The 16,598-nt window shown below is 64.5% G+C and carries 17 protein-coding genes; 13 read left to right on the forward strand and 4 right to left on the reverse strand.

Going from position 1 to position 16,598, the window contains the following annotated elements; genetic code table 11:
* The first annotated feature begins 370 nt into the window (after nt 1–370).
* Both Q0J54_RS00945 and Q0J54_RS00950 read left to right on the forward strand, forming a co-directional pair.
* A complete protein-coding gene (locus tag Q0J54_RS00945) occupies nt 371–1,639 on the forward strand; it encodes a serine transporter (protein ID WP_296303411.1) in 1,269 nt (422 codons plus the stop codon).
* A gap of 79 nt (nt 1,640–1,718) precedes the next feature.
* The gene (locus Q0J54_RS00950) at nt 1,719–3,122 is read left to right on the forward strand and encodes an L-serine ammonia-lyase (RefSeq protein WP_296303412.1); all 1,404 of its coding nucleotides are present in this window, start codon (nt 1,719–1,721) and stop codon (nt 3,120–3,122) included.
* Nucleotides 3,123–3,602: 480 nt separating this feature from the next.
* On the opposite strand, the gene Q0J54_RS00955 is transcribed toward Q0J54_RS00950, so the two are convergent.
* Entirely contained in the window at nt 3,603–4,136 is a 534-nt protein-coding gene (locus tag Q0J54_RS00955; RefSeq protein WP_296303413.1) for a hypothetical protein, read from the reverse strand.
* 146 nt (nt 4,137–4,282) lie between these two features.
* Entirely contained in the window at nt 4,283–5,458 is a 1,176-nt protein-coding gene (locus Q0J54_RS00960) for a dienelactone hydrolase family protein (RefSeq protein ID WP_296303414.1), read from the reverse strand.
* A 108-nt stretch (nt 5,459–5,566) separates the two neighbouring features.
* Between Q0J54_RS00960 and Q0J54_RS00965 the strand changes: the two genes are divergently transcribed.
* Entirely contained in the window at nt 5,567–6,259 is a 693-nt protein-coding gene (locus tag Q0J54_RS00965; RefSeq protein WP_296303415.1) for a DedA family protein, read from the forward strand.
* A gap of 23 nt (nt 6,260–6,282) precedes the next feature.
* Here Q0J54_RS00965 and Q0J54_RS00970 read toward each other — a convergent pair whose 3' ends face one another.
* Both Q0J54_RS00970 and Q0J54_RS00975 read right to left on the reverse strand, forming a co-directional pair.
* On the reverse strand, nt 6,283–7,740 hold the full coding sequence (locus Q0J54_RS00970; protein WP_296303416.1) for an ATP-binding cassette domain-containing protein: 1,458 nt from the start codon (nt 7,738–7,740) through the stop codon (nt 6,283–6,285).
* A 167-nt stretch (nt 7,741–7,907) separates the two neighbouring features.
* A complete protein-coding gene (locus Q0J54_RS00975; RefSeq protein ID WP_296303417.1) occupies nt 7,908–8,582 on the reverse strand; it encodes a septal ring lytic transglycosylase RlpA family protein in 675 nt (224 codons plus the stop codon).
* A gap of 386 nt (nt 8,583–8,968) precedes the next feature.
* On the opposite strand from Q0J54_RS00975, the gene Q0J54_RS00980 reads away from it, so the two are divergent.
* From Q0J54_RS00980 to hemL, 10 genes are all read left to right on the forward strand, one after another.
* A complete protein-coding gene (locus tag Q0J54_RS00980) occupies nt 8,969–10,048 on the forward strand; it encodes a Xaa-Pro peptidase family protein (protein WP_296303418.1) in 1,080 nt (359 codons plus the stop codon).
* Between the two features lie 136 nt (nt 10,049–10,184).
* Nucleotides 10,185–10,487: a 30S ribosomal protein S6 gene (rpsF, locus tag Q0J54_RS00985; RefSeq protein WP_296303419.1), complete on the forward strand. Its 303-nt coding sequence runs from the start codon at nt 10,185–10,187 to the stop codon at nt 10,485–10,487.
* On the forward strand, nt 10,487–10,750 hold the full coding sequence (gene rpsR / locus Q0J54_RS00990; protein WP_296303420.1) for a 30S ribosomal protein S18: 264 nt from the start codon (nt 10,487–10,489) through the stop codon (nt 10,748–10,750). Before rpsF ends, rpsR begins: the two co-directional genes overlap by 1 nt.
* A gap of 10 nt (nt 10,751–10,760) precedes the next feature.
* The gene (gene rplI, locus Q0J54_RS00995) at nt 10,761–11,270 is read left to right on the forward strand and encodes a 50S ribosomal protein L9 (protein WP_296303421.1); all 510 of its coding nucleotides are present in this window, start codon (nt 10,761–10,763) and stop codon (nt 11,268–11,270) included.
* A 6-nt stretch (nt 11,271–11,276) separates the two neighbouring features.
* On the forward strand, nt 11,277–12,743 hold the full coding sequence (gene dnaB / locus Q0J54_RS01000) for a replicative DNA helicase (protein ID WP_296303422.1): 1,467 nt from the start codon (nt 11,277–11,279) through the stop codon (nt 12,741–12,743).
* A gap of 493 nt (nt 12,744–13,236) precedes the next feature.
* Nucleotides 13,237–13,503 carry an RNA-binding protein gene (locus tag Q0J54_RS01005; RefSeq protein ID WP_296303423.1) on the forward strand — a complete coding sequence of 89 codons (267 nt, stop codon included), beginning with the start codon at nt 13,237–13,239 and terminating at the stop codon, nt 13,501–13,503.
* A gap of 66 nt (nt 13,504–13,569) precedes the next feature.
* Nucleotides 13,570–13,824, forward strand: coding sequence for a hypothetical protein (locus Q0J54_RS01010; protein ID WP_296303424.1), 255 nt, complete (start codon nt 13,570–13,572; stop codon nt 13,822–13,824).
* A gap of 107 nt (nt 13,825–13,931) precedes the next feature.
* Entirely contained in the window at nt 13,932–14,486 is a 555-nt protein-coding gene (locus tag Q0J54_RS01015) for a hypothetical protein (RefSeq protein WP_296303425.1), read from the forward strand.
* A gap of 126 nt (nt 14,487–14,612) precedes the next feature.
* On the forward strand, nt 14,613–15,089 hold the full coding sequence (locus Q0J54_RS01020) for a siroheme decarboxylase subunit beta (protein WP_296303426.1): 477 nt from the start codon (nt 14,613–14,615) through the stop codon (nt 15,087–15,089).
* 9 nt (nt 15,090–15,098) lie between these two features.
* A complete protein-coding gene (gene hemL, locus Q0J54_RS01025; RefSeq protein WP_296303427.1) occupies nt 15,099–16,388 on the forward strand; it encodes a glutamate-1-semialdehyde 2,1-aminomutase in 1,290 nt (429 codons plus the stop codon).
* Nucleotides 16,389–16,598: the final 210 nt, after the last annotated feature.

Genomic DNA, 16,598 nt, shown 5'->3' on the forward strand with positions numbered 1-16,598 from the left:
ATCATCGGTCGGGATGCGTCAGACTGTGGGCATGGTCAGCAATGAGCCGTTCCCGCAAGCTCTCATCTTTTTTGCGCTCGCATGACAGATTAATAGGTTTAATCGATGAATTATTGTTGCTATTTTATATGGGTTGAATTTTAAAAATATATCACTCTTGAAAGCGGAATATACTTGCATGAATTTTCGTTATATGTTATAAAAAATGATGCTACGGCATCCGTTTGTCAGTTTTATGACGAGATTGCTGCCCGCGAGGATTTGTCTTGCCATATCGTATATTCTCATATAAGGAAGTAGCGTCATCAATATACAGCGCTCAAATTTGTTGGGATGCACTTTGTCAATCTTGTAACAGGAGGGTACTGCATTGCAAAACACGACTTCACGCTGGAATTCTTTTGACACCATGTGGATGCTCAATCTGTTCGGCACCGCCGTGGGCGCGGGGATTCTTTTCCTCCCCATCAAGGCGGGCGCATCCGGCGTCTGGCCGCTGATAGCGATCACGCTGCTTACCGGCCCCATGGTCTATCTTTCCCACCGCGCTCTGGCGCGGTTCGTGCTCTCGTCCGCAAAACCCGGCAGCGACATCACGGAGGTCGTGGAAGAGCATTTCGGCTCCTCGGCCGGAAAGCTGATCACCGTCCTGTATTTTTTCGCCATCTACCCAATTTTGCTGATCTATGGCGTAGGCATCACCAATACCGTGGGCTCCTTTCTCGTCAATCAGCTTGGCATGGCCTCGCTGGCCACCGTGCTCGAGCCCTACACGCTGAGCCGCTTCATACTTTCCGGCGTGCTGGTGGGCGCCATGATCCTCGTCATCGTGGTGGGCGAAAGCTTCGTGCTCAAGTTCAATGAAAAACTTGTCTATCCGCTCTGCGCCACCCTTCTTGGCCTGTCGATCTATCTGATCCCGCACTGGAACATGAGCATGTTCTCCGAGATGCCCGGCGTTGGCGACTTCGCCACGACCATCTGGCTGACCCTGCCCGTGCTGGTCTTTGCCTTCAACCACTCGCCCGCGATCTCGTCCTTTGCCGTTGCAGAGCAGAACGAATACGGGATCGCGGCCGAAGAGAAGGCGCGCGTCACCCTGCGGAATACGACGGGCATCCTGGTGGTTTTTGTCATGTTTTTCGTGTTCAGCTGCGTGTTCAGCCTGACCCCACAGGACCTTGCCGAAGCGCAGCGCGAGAACATCCCCATCCTCTCCTACCTGGCAAACCGCTTTGACAATCCCGTCATTTCCTATTTCGGACCGCTGATCGCTTTCCTTGCCATCGCCACATCCTACTTTGGACATTACCTCGGCGCTCGTGAAGGACTGCACGGCATTTTGCACAAATATCTGCGCGACAGCGGCAAAAGTTACGACGCCGCCAGGCTCAACCGGGGATTGACCCTCTTTTTCTTCATCTCCGGCTGGATTGTCGCCACCATCAACCCAAGCATCCTCGGCATGATCGAGACCCTTGGCGGTCCGATCATCGCCATGATCCTCTTCATCATGCCCATGTATGCCATCCGCCGCATACCGGCCATGCACAAGTTCCAGGGGCAGTTCTCCAACGTCTTCGTGACGGTGATGGGCCTCATCACCATTGCCTCTCTGCTTGGGGCGATACTGTTCTGATGTTCGATCGCGCCGTGCGGCCACCCGCGCGGCGCATTTTTCATACGCTTGCCCAACGCGGCGGAAACGGAGTTTTCCCATGTCACACCCCTCTTTACGTCCGGTCACGACTGCCCGCCCCCCCATCACTACCACGCTCTTCGACTTCTTCAAGGTAGGGCCCGGTCCTTCCAGCTCCCACACCATCGGCCCCATGAAAGCGGCCTGTGATTTTCTTGAACTCTGCCGCGCCCTGCCGTCGGATACTCTGGCGCGGGCGGAGGCCCTGCGAGTGGAGTTGCTCGGCTCCCTCAGCGCCACCGGGATAGGGCACGGAACGAATGTGGCGGTTCTTGCCGGCCTGCTGGGCTCCCAGCCGGAAACCTGCCCGGGCGATGTTCTGACCTCGCTTGGCCGCGATCCCGATGCCCGCCATGATGTCAGCATTGGCGGCAAAACGCTGAGCGTGGGACTCGCCGATGTGGTATTTGGACCAGTGGCCCACGACGCTCCCTTCAGCAATACGCTGCGGGCTTTCCTGCTTGACGCCGGAGGGAGATCGCTTTTCGAGAGGGAATACTATTCCGTCGGCGGCGGGTTCATCCAGTGGCAGGGCTGGACTCCCCCGGAAAGAGGGAAGCCGCGTTACCCCTACGGCACCATGCAGGAATTGCGCGGCCATCTCGCGAAAACAGGACTCACCCTGCACGAGCTCATGCTTGAAAACGAGACCGCCATTACCGGGATGAGCCGTCCCGCGATCTATGAACGGCTTGATGAGATCATGGAAGCCATGTACGACAGCGTGCGCCGCGGGCTTGCGGCCACAGGCAAGCTTCCGGGGACGCTCGGCGTCTGGCGGAAGGCCGCAAGCCTGCTCGACCATGCGAAGCAAATGCCCATTGCCGTTGACCGCTTTCTGGCCAAGCTCAGCGCTTATGCCTTTGCGGTCGCCGAGGAGAACGCCAGCGGCGGTGTCATCGTCACCGCGCCGACCTGCGGCGCGGCGGGCGTCATGCCAGCTCTGCTGTATTCCATGCGCAACGATATGAACATAGGTGAACGCGCTCTGCGCGAGGGTGTGCTGGCTTCGGCAGCCGTGGGTTTCCTCGCCAAGCACAATGCGGGCATCGCTGGCGCGGAAGTGGGTTGTCAGGGTGAAGTGGGTGTGGCGGCCAGCATGAGTGCGGCCATGCTGGCCCATGCGCGTGGCTGCGCCATTGCTGATGTGGAAAATGCCGCGGAGATCGCGCTGGAGCATCACCTGGGGCTGACGTGCGACCCCGTGGGGGGATATGTGCAGATACCCTGCATAGAGCGCAACTCCGTGGGGGCGATCAAGGCCTATAGCGCCATGCTGATCGCCACATGCGAAGAAAGCTTCCAGCACAAGGTCACGCTGGATGCCGTCATCAGCGCCATGGGGGAGACCGGCAGGGAGATGAGCAACAAATTCAAGGAAACAAGCGAAGGCGGACTTGCCGTCAGCATCGTCGAATGCTGAGGCGGCATAGGCGCATCGTGCGAGTCTGGCCCACGCCGCATCTTTCGCGTTGGAACGGCGTGGGCCGTCTTTTTTTTCATGCCAGACGCCGGTCGCGATGCGGACTTTCCCAAGCGGGACGGCCGCCCCGGATCGCTTGGCGGCTGAAGATTCCGTCCTCTCAGCCCTTCCGGCTGGCGCTTTTCAGGGCCTGTTAACACAAATTTTGCAAATAATTTCAATAAATAAGATAGACAGGTTACGTGCACTCCGCTTGCTCCTGGAGGCGGGGTCGCCTTGCGTCCCCGATGCTTCCCCGGTAAAAGCGCGCTGGGAAAGGGATGGGGGCTTGGGGGAAGGGGCCCCCTCCAGCGCCGGCAGCGACCCGACGGGCGGTCGTAGGCCGTGCCCGCTAGGCGAGGAAGGAGCCTTGCAGGCATCGACAGCAGCGCGAGGGATCCACCGTCCCCCCAAGCTGTCAACGAATGGTGTTGGCAGGCCCTAACTGCCGGCGCGGCGCGGTTGCAGGTAGTCGGTATCCAGATTCAGGCGGTGAGGGTGACTGGCGTTGCGCTGGGCGGGCAGGCTGACGCTCCCTTCCACGGAGAGCGGCTTGCGGGAAAGCCCGAAGGGCTCCAGCTCGCTCATGGGGAAGGCCGTACGGGTGACGCCGTCGCCGATGATGTAGAAAACCATGATGCGGCGGTCGTCATGGCCGGCCAGCAGCACCGTGGTCGCCGGGTGGCCGCTGGACACCTTGCCCGTGGCGTTGTTGAGCAGGGAGGGCATGCGGACGTCGCTGCGGTGGAGGATCTCCAGAAAGTCGTTGCCGGTGCGCCCCACGAAGCTTACCAAGGAGCTGCCGTCCGGGCTGACCAGCAGGCTCACCGGCACGGTGCCGCCGTGGATGCCGATATAGGTGGGCCGGGCTCCTTCGGGCATGACCTGCCAGCCGTCCGCGGCAGCCGCGGCGGCGAGCCGAAGGGGCGGCAGCAGGAGCAGGGCCGCCCAGAGAAGGGACAGGAAACGCGGCATCATGTGTCCTTGGCGGAGAGCGTCTGTAGAGCGTCGTTCATCTGCGAAACAGCGGGAGGATGCGGGCAAAAGGTCTGCCCTGTCAAGGGGCTGTAGCCGTTCGCCCCTGCCTTGTCAAGAGCGGGCGGGGCCGCTGCCGCGGGTGCTCAGCGTCGTTTGCGCCGTTCCGTGCCGGCGGGTTTTTCCGGCACGGGGGCGGGCGGGGCCGGCGGAGGCGTCAGGTCCGGGGGCGCGGGGATGACCGGGATATTTTCGCTGCTGCCGAGCCAGTGCAGGAAGAAGGAGAGCAGTTCCTGGCGCAGCAGTCCCTGTTGACGCTGGCGCTCCTGGGGAGTGATGCTCAGGCAGAGTTCGGGCAGTTCCTCGGCCAGCGAGGGAGGACATGGCGCGGGCAGAGCCCACGCGTCCGCGTCCGGCAGACGCAGGAAGCGGGCCCGCCGGCCAAGGCGACGGGCCAGTTCCTCGGTCAGCCGGCTGTCGCTGTCGTCGTCCTGCGCGGCGCTGACCAGCAGCAGGCGCGGATAACACCAGCGCAGGCCTTTGTCGAACAGCATGAGGTGGGTGGGATTGACGGCGGCCACCACCTTGATGCGCGTATCCGCCGGGCTGACGGTGAGCGGCAGTTTGTTGCAGAGCTTGTCCATCTGCCGGCGTGCCCAGACATTGCAATAGGGATCCTGCGGCGTGGCGGCGGCACAGTAGACGTCCAGGCGTTCGCAGTCGGGCAGCGCGCCGCCCAGCAGCAGTCCTGTTGTCCCGCCAGAGCCGAAGCCCAGGACGCCGATACGCTGCGGGTCGATGCTCTTGCCGAGTTTTTCATGGCGCAGCAGCAGGTCGATAAGGGTGCGGATCTCCTTCAGGCGGCCCGCGAACTGCTGCCAGGTGTGCAGCGCATCCATATTGCGCATGCAGTCCTGGGCATGGGTGGGCGCGGCCACCACGAAGCCGTGCTCGGCCAGCCAGGCGGCGGTATCATGGTAGGAGAAGCGGGTCCCGGCCGAGGGGTGGGAAAGCACGATGAGCGGGAAGCGTCCGGCCACGGCCTCGCCGTTGAGGGCGGCTTCCACCCGCCAGGGCGGGAAGCGCAGCTCCCGCGGGGTCCAGTTCGTGGGATACCAGACGTTCACGTCCAGGCGCACGCCGTCATCCGGCAGCCAGAAGCCCAGGGTGCGCAGCCCCACGCGGTAGGTCTCCTCCGCGCGGGCCGTGACGGGCGGCAGGGCGGCGAGCAGCGTCCAGCAGAGCAGCACGGCGGGCAGGATGACGCGGAGAAGGAATGCGCCGGTGGGGCGGCGAAGGAAAAACGACGGGCGATGCTGCATGGATGGAGGACCTCGACGGCGGAATGTCCCCTGTTGTGCCACAAGCGGCCTTGGGGTACAAGAGCATGACGGGCGGCAGCGCCCGTGATGTTCTTGCGCGAGGTCATAATGGAACTGTTCTCCTTCCTGGTGGATTTCATCCTGCATATCGACGACCATCTTTTTGAACTGGTGGCCGACTACGGTCTGTGGATCTACGTCATCCTTTTTCTCATCGTCTTCTGCGAGACCGGTCTTGTGGTGACGCCCTTTCTGCCGGGCGACTCTCTGCTGTTCGCCTCCGGCGTGGTGGCCGGCACGGGACATATGGGCTATCTGGAGGTGCTGGGCGTGCTGCTGGTCGCAGGCGTTTGCGGCGATGCCGTGAACTATGCCATCGGGCGGCATGTGGGCCCGGCTATCTTTTCGCGGGATTCCCGCTTCATCAAGAAAGAGCACCTGCTCACGGCCCATGCCTTTTACGAGCGGCACGGCGGCAAGGCCATCGTGCTGGCGCGGTTCGTGCCCATCGTGCGCACCTTCGCGCCCTTTGTGGCGGGCATCGCCCTCATGTGTCCGCGGCAGTTCTTTTCCTTCAATGTCCTCGGCTGCTGCCTCTGGGTGGGGAGCCTCGTCTCGGCAGGCTATTTCCTGGGCAATCTGCCCTGGGTGCGGGAGAATTTCGGCATCATCGTCTACGCCATCGTCGTTATTTCCGTGCTGCCGGTGATCATCGAGCTGCTGCGGGCCCGCTTCGGCAAGCGGCAGGCCGCGCCGCGAGAGCTGTCCAATCCCTACGAGCGGACGCCGGAGGACAAGTAGGGGCATGCCCCGGCGGGGCGGCCTCAGGCCGTGAGGCCGTCGTCGATCACCCGCAGGCGGCCGTCCTCCATGAGAGCGGTGCGGTTGAGGCAGGAGGGGCCGTCCGCGGGCAGATGGGAGACGAAGACCAGATGCAGTCCCTCGGCCGCCAGCTTGTCCAGCAGGGCAAGGTACTGGCGGCGGCTGCCCTCGTCGAGCCCGGAGCAGGGTTCGTCCAGCAGGAGGATGTCGGGGCCGCCCAGCAGGGAGCGGGCAAGGAAAAGGCGGCGGAGCTGGCCGGTGGAGAGGCTGCGGATGGATTTTTCCGCCAGGGTGATGCAGTCCAGGCGGGCCATGACGGCGCGGGCCTGCGCCATCTCCTCCTCGCTGTATTCGCGGTAGTTGCCCACGGTATTGTCCCAGCCGGAACAGACCAGCTCCAGCGCGGTCAGACTGTAGCCGTACTGCGCCTGCGAAAGATCGCTGACCAGCCGTACGCCCTTGCGGATTTCCTGCAGAATGGCCGTGCTGCCGCCCTGTCCGGGAAGGTGGCGTCGCAGGCTGCCGCCGTCGGCCACGAATTCATCCCCGGCCAGCATGCGCAGGAAGGTGGATTTCCCCGAGCCGTTGGCCCCCACGATGCGCCAGTGTTCGCCCTGCCGCAATTGCCAGGTGATGGCGTGCAGCACTTCCTTCCGGTCGATGAAGACCGTGGCGTTGCGGACATCCAGCAGCGGCATGCCGCTCCCGGCCGCCCGGGGCCGCGGGCTTGCGGCGGCCGGTTGCGGCCGTTCGCTTTCCGCCGGCGGCGTCTGCCCTTCGGGCAGGAGACGCCCGGCCGCGACCCAGCGTACATGACGACACCAGACGGGGAGCTGTTCGGGCCGGTGCGTGCTCATAATGATGGTGCTGTGCTCCCGGGCCCTGTCCAGTTCGGCAAAGAACAGTTCCCTGTGGCGGTCGTCGAGGCCGTCCGCGCATTCGTCCAGCAGCAGGAGGGCGGGGCGGCGCACCAGCGCCCGGGCCAGCAGCAGCAGGCGCAACTGTCCCTGTGACATCTCCGGCACAGAGCTGTCCAGCAGGGGGAGGGCGTCCAGGCGGCGGGCCAGCGCCTCGGCGTCCCGCTGTCGTTCGTCGGCGGTGGTGCTGTAGAGGAGGGGGGTATCGTCAAAGCCGGTGAGCAGCAGCTCGCGGCCGCTGATGTACCAGCCCTGGCGCTGATAATTCTCCTGCTGGGCCGGGGAGACCAGCGCGCTGATGGCCCGCCCGGCAAGCGGGGCGTCCTCCGGGCCGTCCGGGCCATTCCAGAGCACGCGCCCCTCCGTTGGCCAGCACTGGCCGTGCAGCAGGCGGAGCAGCGTGGACTTGCCGGCGCCGTTGTCGCCCATGAGGGCGCAGTGCGCCCCCCGCTCGATGGACCAGACGATATGCCGCAGGGCCCATGCTCCCGGCTCGCCGGGGAGGGGCAGACTGACATTTTCCACGCGTACAAGTTCGTTCATCAGGACTCCTCGGCAGCAGGAAGGGGAGAAGCAGCCGGCAGCCGGCTGTCCGGCGGGAGTCTAGCCCAAGGCGTGGAGAAAGGCCAGCGGCGGCAGTCGCCGCGGTGCGGGCCGAAAAAAAGGGCCGCCCCGCTCAGGGGCAGCCCGGATAGCCCGTATGCGCCGTCTTATTCGGCTTTTTCCAGGATCACTTCCGCATCGGGATGTGCCTGCCGCATGGCTTCATGCATGGCGGCGGCATCGGCAAAGGCCCGGAAGGGGCCCACGGTCTCCGCCTTGTCCAGGCTGCGGAACCGTACATAATAGGCTTCATCCGTGGAGAGGGGGGTGCCGTCGGCATCGCTCACGACCTCAAGCCGTACATTGCCGACGCCGCGGCGGCGCATGTCGATCTTGTCGGCCGCCGCGTAGGACAGGTCGATGATGCGTCCGCGCGTGAAGGGGCCGCGGTCGGTCACGCATACCATGACGCTCTTGCCCGATTGCTCGTCGGTGACGCGCACCACGGTACCGATGGGCAGGGTACGATGTGCCGCCGTGAAGGTGTACATATCGTAGCCGATGCCGCTGGCCGTCTTCTTGTTGTGAAATTTGGAGCTGTAGTAGGAAGCCTTGCCAAGCAGGAAGTCGGATTTGCGGGCACGCTCCAGCCAGACGTCGCGGTTGGCATCGGCGTGTTGGGCTTTTTTCTCGGCGGCGGGGGATTTTTTCCGTTTTGCCTTGCGGGATTCGGCCTTGCTCCTGGCGGGGGCCGTCTCTTTCGCATGAACGGCCAGCGGTGCGACGAGGCCGAGACAGGCCACGGCAGCCGCACAGATGGCAAGCCTGCGCATCAATTTCATGGGGTCTCCTTTGCTGAAGTACAGGTGCACCGCCCTGACGGGGTGGCGCAGGCCGCATGTACGCGGCCCACTCGGTCTGCGGTCGGGGACCGGCAGACGGGGTTTGCCTTTACGGGTATCACTCCTCCTACGTGGCGGGCAGTATGCCTCAGATGATCGCGTCTGTCAAGCGTTGCTTCCCTTTTATTTCAAGTAGTTATCGCTATCGCTCTCTGTGGGGGAGGCCTCCCGGGGCCGCACGGGCCGTTGCGCGCCGTCCGGGGCGGCCGGGGGGCGCAAGGCTGGCCTTTGCGCCGGTCATGGCGTAGCATCCTTCCCGGCAGGCGCAACGCGCCGGAGCCTCCGGCATGCCTGCCGTCCGCAAACGCATTTTCGAGGATATGTCCATGACACATGACGTCTTTGCCGGCCGGCGGGAGCGCCTGCGGGCGTTGTTGCGGCAACGGGGGCTGGATGCCCTGCTGGTGAGCCGGGCCCCCAACCGCTATTATCTTTCCGGCTTCGAGCTCCACGATCCCCAGTGCGACGAAAGCGCCGGGCGTCTCATCATCTGCGCCGACGGCCGCGACTGGCTGGCCACCGATGCCCGTTACAAGGACGCCGCCGCCCGGCTGTGGGACGCGGAGCGCATCCTCATCTACGGCCATGACTCGGCGGGCGAGCTGGCCGGCCTGCTGCGGCGCTGCGGCGGGCGGGTCGGGCTGGAGGCCCGCGCGGTGAGCCTTGACTTTGCCCGTGCGCTGAGGCGGCGGGCAGGCGGCGCGTTCACCCTGGAAGGGGCGGACGGGCTGGTGGAGGAACTGCGCCTCATCAAGGACGGCGCCGAGATCGCGGCCCTTGAGCGCTCCTTTGCCCTGAACCATAGATTGTTGCGCTGGCTTGAGGAAGAATTGCGGCCCGGGCGCAGCGAACGGGAGCTGGCCTGGCTCGTGGAGCGCTTTTTTCGGGAAAACGGCGCGTCGGAACAGGCCTTTGCCGGTATCGTGGCCGTGGGGCCCAATGCCGCTCTGCCGCACGCCATCCCCGGCGAGACCCGCGTGACGGAAAACTGCCCCGTCCTCGTGGATGTGGGCTGCCGGGTGGACGATTACTGCTCCGATCAGACGCGGACCTTCTGGGTGGGCGACAAGCCGCACGCGGACTTCACGCGGACGCTGGAGCTCGTGCAGGCGGCGCAACAGGCCGCGCTGGACATGATGCGTCCCGGCGTACGCATGTGCGACGTCTACGCCGCGGCCCGCGCGATCTTTGAGAAGGCGGGGACGGCGGAGGCCTTCACCCACGGGCTCGGACACGGGGTGGGGCTGGAGACGCACGAGGCCCCCTCCCTCTCGCCGCAGCGGGAGGAGCCCCTCAAGCCCGGCATGGTGGTGACGGTGGAGCCGGGCCTCTACTACCCGCAATGGGGCGGCGTGCGCTGGGAGTATACCGTCCTCGTGGAAGAGGACGGCGTGCGCCTGCTGTAGGGGCTGCCCGGAGCGCGACGCATCCCCCCGCCCGCCGGCGAAAACAGCTTGACAGAAGACGGGGATCAAGGTAATCATTCCCGTTCCTTGCTCGTGCCGGAAGGGCACGGGCTGATCAGTCCAAAAGGAGATAATCATGCGGAAATTTGAAACCCTGCTCCTCCTTTCGCCGGAGCTTTCCGCCGAGAACCGCGAGGGCATCCTTGCCGCCCTTACTGGTGTGGTGGAACGTGAAAAAGGCGTCATGGAAGAAGTGGATCACTGGGGCATGCGCGATCTGGCCTATCCGGTGCGCAAGCAGATGCGCGGCTACTATGTGCGTCTTGTGTACAATGCCCCGGCCCAGCTCGTCGCGGAACTTGAGCGCAACATTCGCATTACCGACGGCATCTTCAAGTTCGTGACCGTCAAGCTGGCTGACGAAGTGGAGGTCGCGTAATGGCTTTCAAGAAAAAATTCGCCCCGCGTCGCAAGTTCTGCCGCTTCTGCGCGGACAAGGAACTGCCCCTGAACTACAAGCGCCCCGACGTGCTGCGTGATTTCATCACCGAGCGCGGCAAGATCATCGCCCGCCGCATCACCGGCACCTGCGCGCATCATCAGCGTCTGCTGACCACCGAAATCAAGCGCGCCCGCCAGATGGCCCTGCTCATCTACACGGCCACCCATGATTCCGGCGTCAAGAAAAAGAGCATGATCTAAGGAGGCGCACATGAAACTGATCCTTCGCGCCGATGTGGAAAATCTCGGCAATCTTGGCGACGTGGTGAACGTGCGCCCCGGCTACGGTCGTAACTTCCTGCTGCCGCAGGGACTTGCCATGGTGGCCTCCGAAGCCAACCTCAAGGTGTTCGAGCTGGAACGCAAGAAGCTCCAGGAACGCATGGACGCCCTGCGCGCCGACGCGCAGTCCATCTGCGAACGCCTCGAAGCCCTGGACGTGGTCATCCCCATGCATGTGGGCGAGAACGACAAGCTGTACGGCTCCGTCACCTCCACCATCATCGGCGATGCGCTCGCCGCCCTGGGGGTGGAAGTGGACCGTCGCCGTATCCTGCTGGACGCCCCCATCCGCAGCCTTGGCGAGCATCCGGTGCGCGTGCGTCTGCATGCCAGCATCATCGCCACCGTGCCGGTGAAGGTCATCTCCGACAGGCCGGAAGAGCCCGCCGAAGCGGAAGCCGCGCCGGCTGAGGAAAGCGCTGAAGCCGCCGCCGAATAAGGGCATATGGCCACATCATCCGACATGAGCGCCGCCTCCGGCTCCCGAGCCGGGGGCGGCGGTTCCTTTTCCGGCAGAGGGAGCGGCGGCCGCAACGCCGAAGCGGACCTGCTGCGCCGCGTGCCGCCGCACAGCGCCGAGGCGGAACAGGCCGTGCTCAGCGGCGTGCTCATGCGGCCCGACGCCCTGCATATCATCGTGGACATCCTCTCCGCCGAGGATTTCTACCTTCCCGCGCATGCGGCCATCTTTGCCGCCATCCTTGATCTCTACCGCAAAAATGCTCCCATCGACCTCGTGACCCTGGCCGAGCAGCTTCGCTCTCGCGGGACGCTGGAAGAGGCGGGCGGGGCCGTCTACCTCGGCGAGCTGGCCCAGGCCGTGGTATCGGGGGCCAATGCCGAATACTATGCCGGCATCGTGCGGGACAAGGCCCTGCAGCGCAATCTGATCACGGCCTGTTCCGGCATCATCGGCAATTGCTACGACGCCTCGCGGGATGTGAGCAGCCTGCTGGACGAATCGGAGCAGGCGGTCTTCGCCATCTCCCAGCGCACCACGGGCCGGGATTTTTCGGACGCGGCCGAACTGGTGGCCCGGGTGTTCGACGATCTGTCCCGCATGGCCGGCACACAGGATCTCATCACCGGCGTCACCACCGGCTATACGCGTCTGGACAAGCTGACGGCGGGGCTGCAAAAGTCCGACCTCATCATCGTGGCGGCCCGGCCCAGCATGGGCAAGACGGCCTTTGCCATGTGCATGGCCCTGCATGCCGCCATCCGCCAGAACATCCCCGTGGCCGTCTTTTCGCTGGAGATGAGCAAGGAACAGCTCGTGCAGCGCATGCTTGCCGTGCAGGGCAAGGTGGACGTGTCCAAGATGCGGCGTCCGGCGCTGCTGACCGATGCCGAGTGGGCCCACCTGTCCCAGGCGGCGGACACCATCTCCGCGGCCCCCATCTACATCGACGACACGCCCGCCCTCTCCACGCTGGAGCTGCGCTCCCGCGCGCGCCGGCTGAAGAGCGAGAAGGGGCTCGGCCTGGTGGTGGTGGATTACCTGCAGCTCATGCGGGCCGGCCGGCGGGTGGACTCGCGCGAGCTGGAGATCTCGGAAATCTCGCGCTCCCTCAAGGGCCTGGCCAAGGAGATGGACGTGCCCGTGGTGGCTCTCTCCCAGCTCAACCGCAAGGTGGAAGAGCGCAGCGACAAGCGGCCCATGCTCTCGGATCTGCGTGAATCGGGCGCCATCGAGCAGGATGCCGACGTCATCCTGTTCGTCTACCGGGATGACGTGTACCGCTATGCCAAACCGGCCGAGCGCCCGCCCAGGGGCGTGGCGGAGATCATCATCGGCAAACAGCGCAACGGGCCGGTGGGCGTTGCCGAGCTCATGTACGTCTCCCCCTACACGGCCTTTGAGGATCTGGCGCCGGACTGGGTCCCCGCACCGTCGGAGGCTGGCGGCTAGGACCGCCTCCGCCGCGCCGCCCCTGGCCCGGCGTCCCGCGCCGCTATGGGCGCGCCATATCCTTGCGATCGCCGGGCTGGCCGTCGCCCCCCTGATCCGTCCCTGTCTTTTTTGCTGCCGTCTCTGCCTCAAGGGCGGCGGGGTTCCTGTGTCCCACGCCGAAAAAATATTCTTGCTGCGGTGTCCGACCCGCTCCGCGGGAGCGCCCGCGGCCGCTTCCTTCCGTCTGTACCGCTTGAGCACTCAATCATTTTTTTGCCTCATCCAGCCGGAAAATCGACATTTCACAAAGTAACAAGCCGGCATCCTTTTTGCTATTTTTCAAGAATGCTGCCGAAATTTTTCCGCAAGCACCTTTGCGCGCAGCGTTTTTCGTCTTGTGCGTTGACAAGGCACAGAAAGCATGCTTTTGTCATATCAACGGCCGCGTACCGATAATGGGTATTATGGGAGAGAGCGCGGCAAGACTGTTTTTTTGAGAGGGTGTTTTTTCATGTCCAAGTCCATCTATGTGGGGAATCTTCCCTGGTCGTCCACCGAAGAACAGGTGCGTGACCTCTTTGCCGAATACGGCGACGTGCATTCCGTGAAGCTTGTCAACGACCGCGAAACCGGCCGCGCCCGCGGCTTCGGCTTTGTGGAAATGGATGACGCCGCCGCTGAGGCCGCCATCGAAGCGCTGGATAACCAGAACTTCGGCGGTCGTACGCTTCGCGTCAACGAAGCCAAACCCCGCGCTCCCCGTCCGCCCCGCTACTAAGGCGTAAGGACCGCCCCGAAGCCTGGCTTCGGGGTTTTTCAATCATTCTAAACAGAGTGATATACTATGAAATTGACTGCACGTTTTCCGCTTGCCTGTGCCGCCGGCGCGGCGGAATCCGTCACCGACTTCGGCACGCCCGGCTACGGCGGCGTCTGCCCCTCGCCCGGTGACAAGGCGCACCGCTATATCGTGACGATCCATGCCCTGGAGACGGCCGACATCGGCGTGACGCCGCAGACCCTGCCCGCCATGGCCGGATTCTCCCGCTGCGGCACGGTGCTCGGCAGCGCCAGCCTGACCGTGACCTACGGCCGCTGAGCGCGGAGGCCGGGGCGCGCGGCGACGATGCCTTGCCGTCAGGGCGCTTTTCTGCCATGATGGGGAGACATCATCGCCCGCAAGGGATTCTAACAGCAGGAGGCAATATGCTCGATCCCAAACAATGTGTGCTGTACAGCGGCGGCGCTGCCGGAACCGAGCAGTTTTTCGGGGCGCTGGCCGAAAGCTGGGGTATCGAAGAAGTCAACTACAGCTTTGAAGGCCATCAGATGGAACGCAAGCGCGGCGTGCGCGTGCTGACCAGCGAGGAGCTGGCCCTCAAGGATGTGAGCCTGACCTATGTTTCCAAGCTGATGAACCGTGAATATACCCGCGCGCCCCTGTTCCGCAAAGTCTTGCAGTCCATCTGCTGGCAGGTGAGCAGCGGCAGCCAGATCATCGTGGTGGGCGCCATCCAGCCGGACGACACCGTCAAGGGCGGTACCGGCTGGGGAGCGGAATTCGCCAAGATCTGCAACAAGCCGCTGCTGGTGTTCGACCAGCCCAGGGATGCGTGGTTCGTCTGGGAAAAGGACGCCTGGGCGCAGGTGACCGATCCCGTCGTGAGCCACGCGCATTTTGCCGCCACCGGCACGCGCTTCCTGGAGGCCAACGGACGGCAGGCCATCCAGGATCTCTTTACCCGCTCCTTCAGCCGCTAGTCCGGCGGGAGAGGACGAACTCTTGACGGCCGCGCCGGAGCATGACGACCGGCGCGGCGTTTCGCGTCTGGAGAGGGGGAGCCGCAGGCTCCCCCCTCACGGGCGACGCCCATGAGGGAGGCAAGCATGAGCCGCAGCTTCAGCGACACCGAACGCGCCATCCTGCGCATCGCGCAGGCCGATCTTCCCGACAGCCTCACCCCCTATGCCGATATGGCCGCCCAGACCGGCAGCAGCGAGGAAGAGGTTCTTGCCCTGCTGCGGGAACTGCGGGAGTCCGGGGCCATCCGCCGGTTCGGCGCGAGCATCAAGCACCAGAAGACCGGCTGGACCCATAATGCCATGGTGGCCTGGCAGGTGGATGCCGACAAGGTGGACACCTGCGGCAAACTGGCCGCCCAGAACCCGCACATCTCCCACTCCTACTACCGGCCCAGCCCGGCGCAGGACTGGCCCTACACCTTCTACACCATGATCCACGGCCGCAGCGAGGAGGAATGCCTCGCCGTGGTACGGGAACTGGCCGCCGCAGCTCCCCTCGGCCCGTATGCCGTGTTGCGGAGCCTCAAGGAATTGAAAAAAATCTCCATGACCTATTTTTAAGGAGCCACAATGGACAACAGCACCTCCAGCCAGCTTTTCGAACGGGCCTGCGCCGTCATCCCCGGCGGGGTCAACAGCCCGGTGCGCGCCTGCCACAACGTGGACAGCCTGCCGCTCTTCATCGCCGAGGCCCACGGCTGCCATATCCGCGATGTGGACGGCAACGAGTATGTGGACTTCGTGCTCTCGTGGGGGCCCATGATCCTCGGGCATGATCATCCCGCCGTGACCGCCGCCGTGCGCGAAGCCGCGGGACGCGGCACGAGCTACGGCGCGCCCTGCCCGGACGAAGTCATCCTGGCTGAGGAGGTGGTGGCCGACATGCCCTCACTGGAGATGGTGCGCATGGTCAACTCCGGCACCGAGGCCACCATGAGCGCCCTGCGGCTGGCGCGCGGCGTGACCGGACGGGACAAGGTGGTCAAGTTCATCGGCTGCTACCACGGGCATGCCGATCCCTTCCTGGCCGCGGCAGGCTCCGGCGTGGCGACCTTCTCCATCCCCGGTACGCCCGGCGTGCCCGCCGCCGTGGTGGGCGACACTCTGCTGGCCCCCTACAATGATCTGGCGGCCGTCCGCGAGCTGTTCGCCGCGCACGGCAAGGACATCGCGGCGGTCATCGTGGAGCCGGTGGCGGCCAACATGGGCCTCGTGCTGCCGCTGCCGGGCTTTCTGGAAGGCCTGCGCGAGCTGACCAGCGCCCACGGCAGTCTGCTCATCTTCGACGAGGTCATCACCGGGTTCCGTCTGGCCTTCGGCGGCGCGCAGGCCCGTTTTGGCATCGAGGCGGATCTGACCACCTTCGGCAAGATCATCGGCGGCGGCCTGCCGGTGGGGGCCTTCGGCGGACGCCGGACCATTATGGAACATGTGGCGCCGCGCGGCGAGGTCTACCAGGCCGGGACCCTTTCCGGCAATCCGCTGGCCATGGCCGCGGGCATGGCCACCCTGCGCGAACTGCGCCGGCAGGACTATGCCGCGCTGGAGGCCCGCACCGCGGCCTTCGCCGGGGAGCTGGCCGCCATCCTGGCCGCCAAGGGCGTACCCATCCAGATGCCGACCATCGCCTCCATGTTCTGCCCGTATTTCAGCGAAACGCCGGTACGCAACTTTGCGGACGCGCAGAGATGCGATCAGAAGCTCTTCACCGCCTTCTACAAGCAGATGCGGGCGCAGGGCATCTCTCTGGCGCCTTCGGGCTTTGAGACCGGCATGGTCTCCTTCGCCCATACCGAGGACGATTTCGGCAAGACGCTGGACGCCGCGCGCAAGGTGAACTTCCAGGGACTCTTGCAATAAACAAGCCATACGCGCTCCGTGTGCCTCTTGGGCGGGCTTGCCTCGCAGCCCTGACGCCCGCCTGATAAAAGCGCGCCGGGCATGGGACTGGAGGGCGTGGGGGACGGGAAACCCGCTCCCGCGCCGGCGGGGGCCCTTCCCACCAGACAAACGGCAAATGGTGGTGACAGGTACTGGGTGAGCCTCTGGGAGATCCGGGAGCGGACGCCG

It is taken from the genome of uncultured Desulfovibrio sp. (genome assembly GCF_944324935.1).
In the GTDB taxonomy this organism is placed as follows: domain Bacteria; phylum Desulfobacterota; class Desulfovibrionia; order Desulfovibrionales; family Desulfovibrionaceae; genus Desulfovibrio.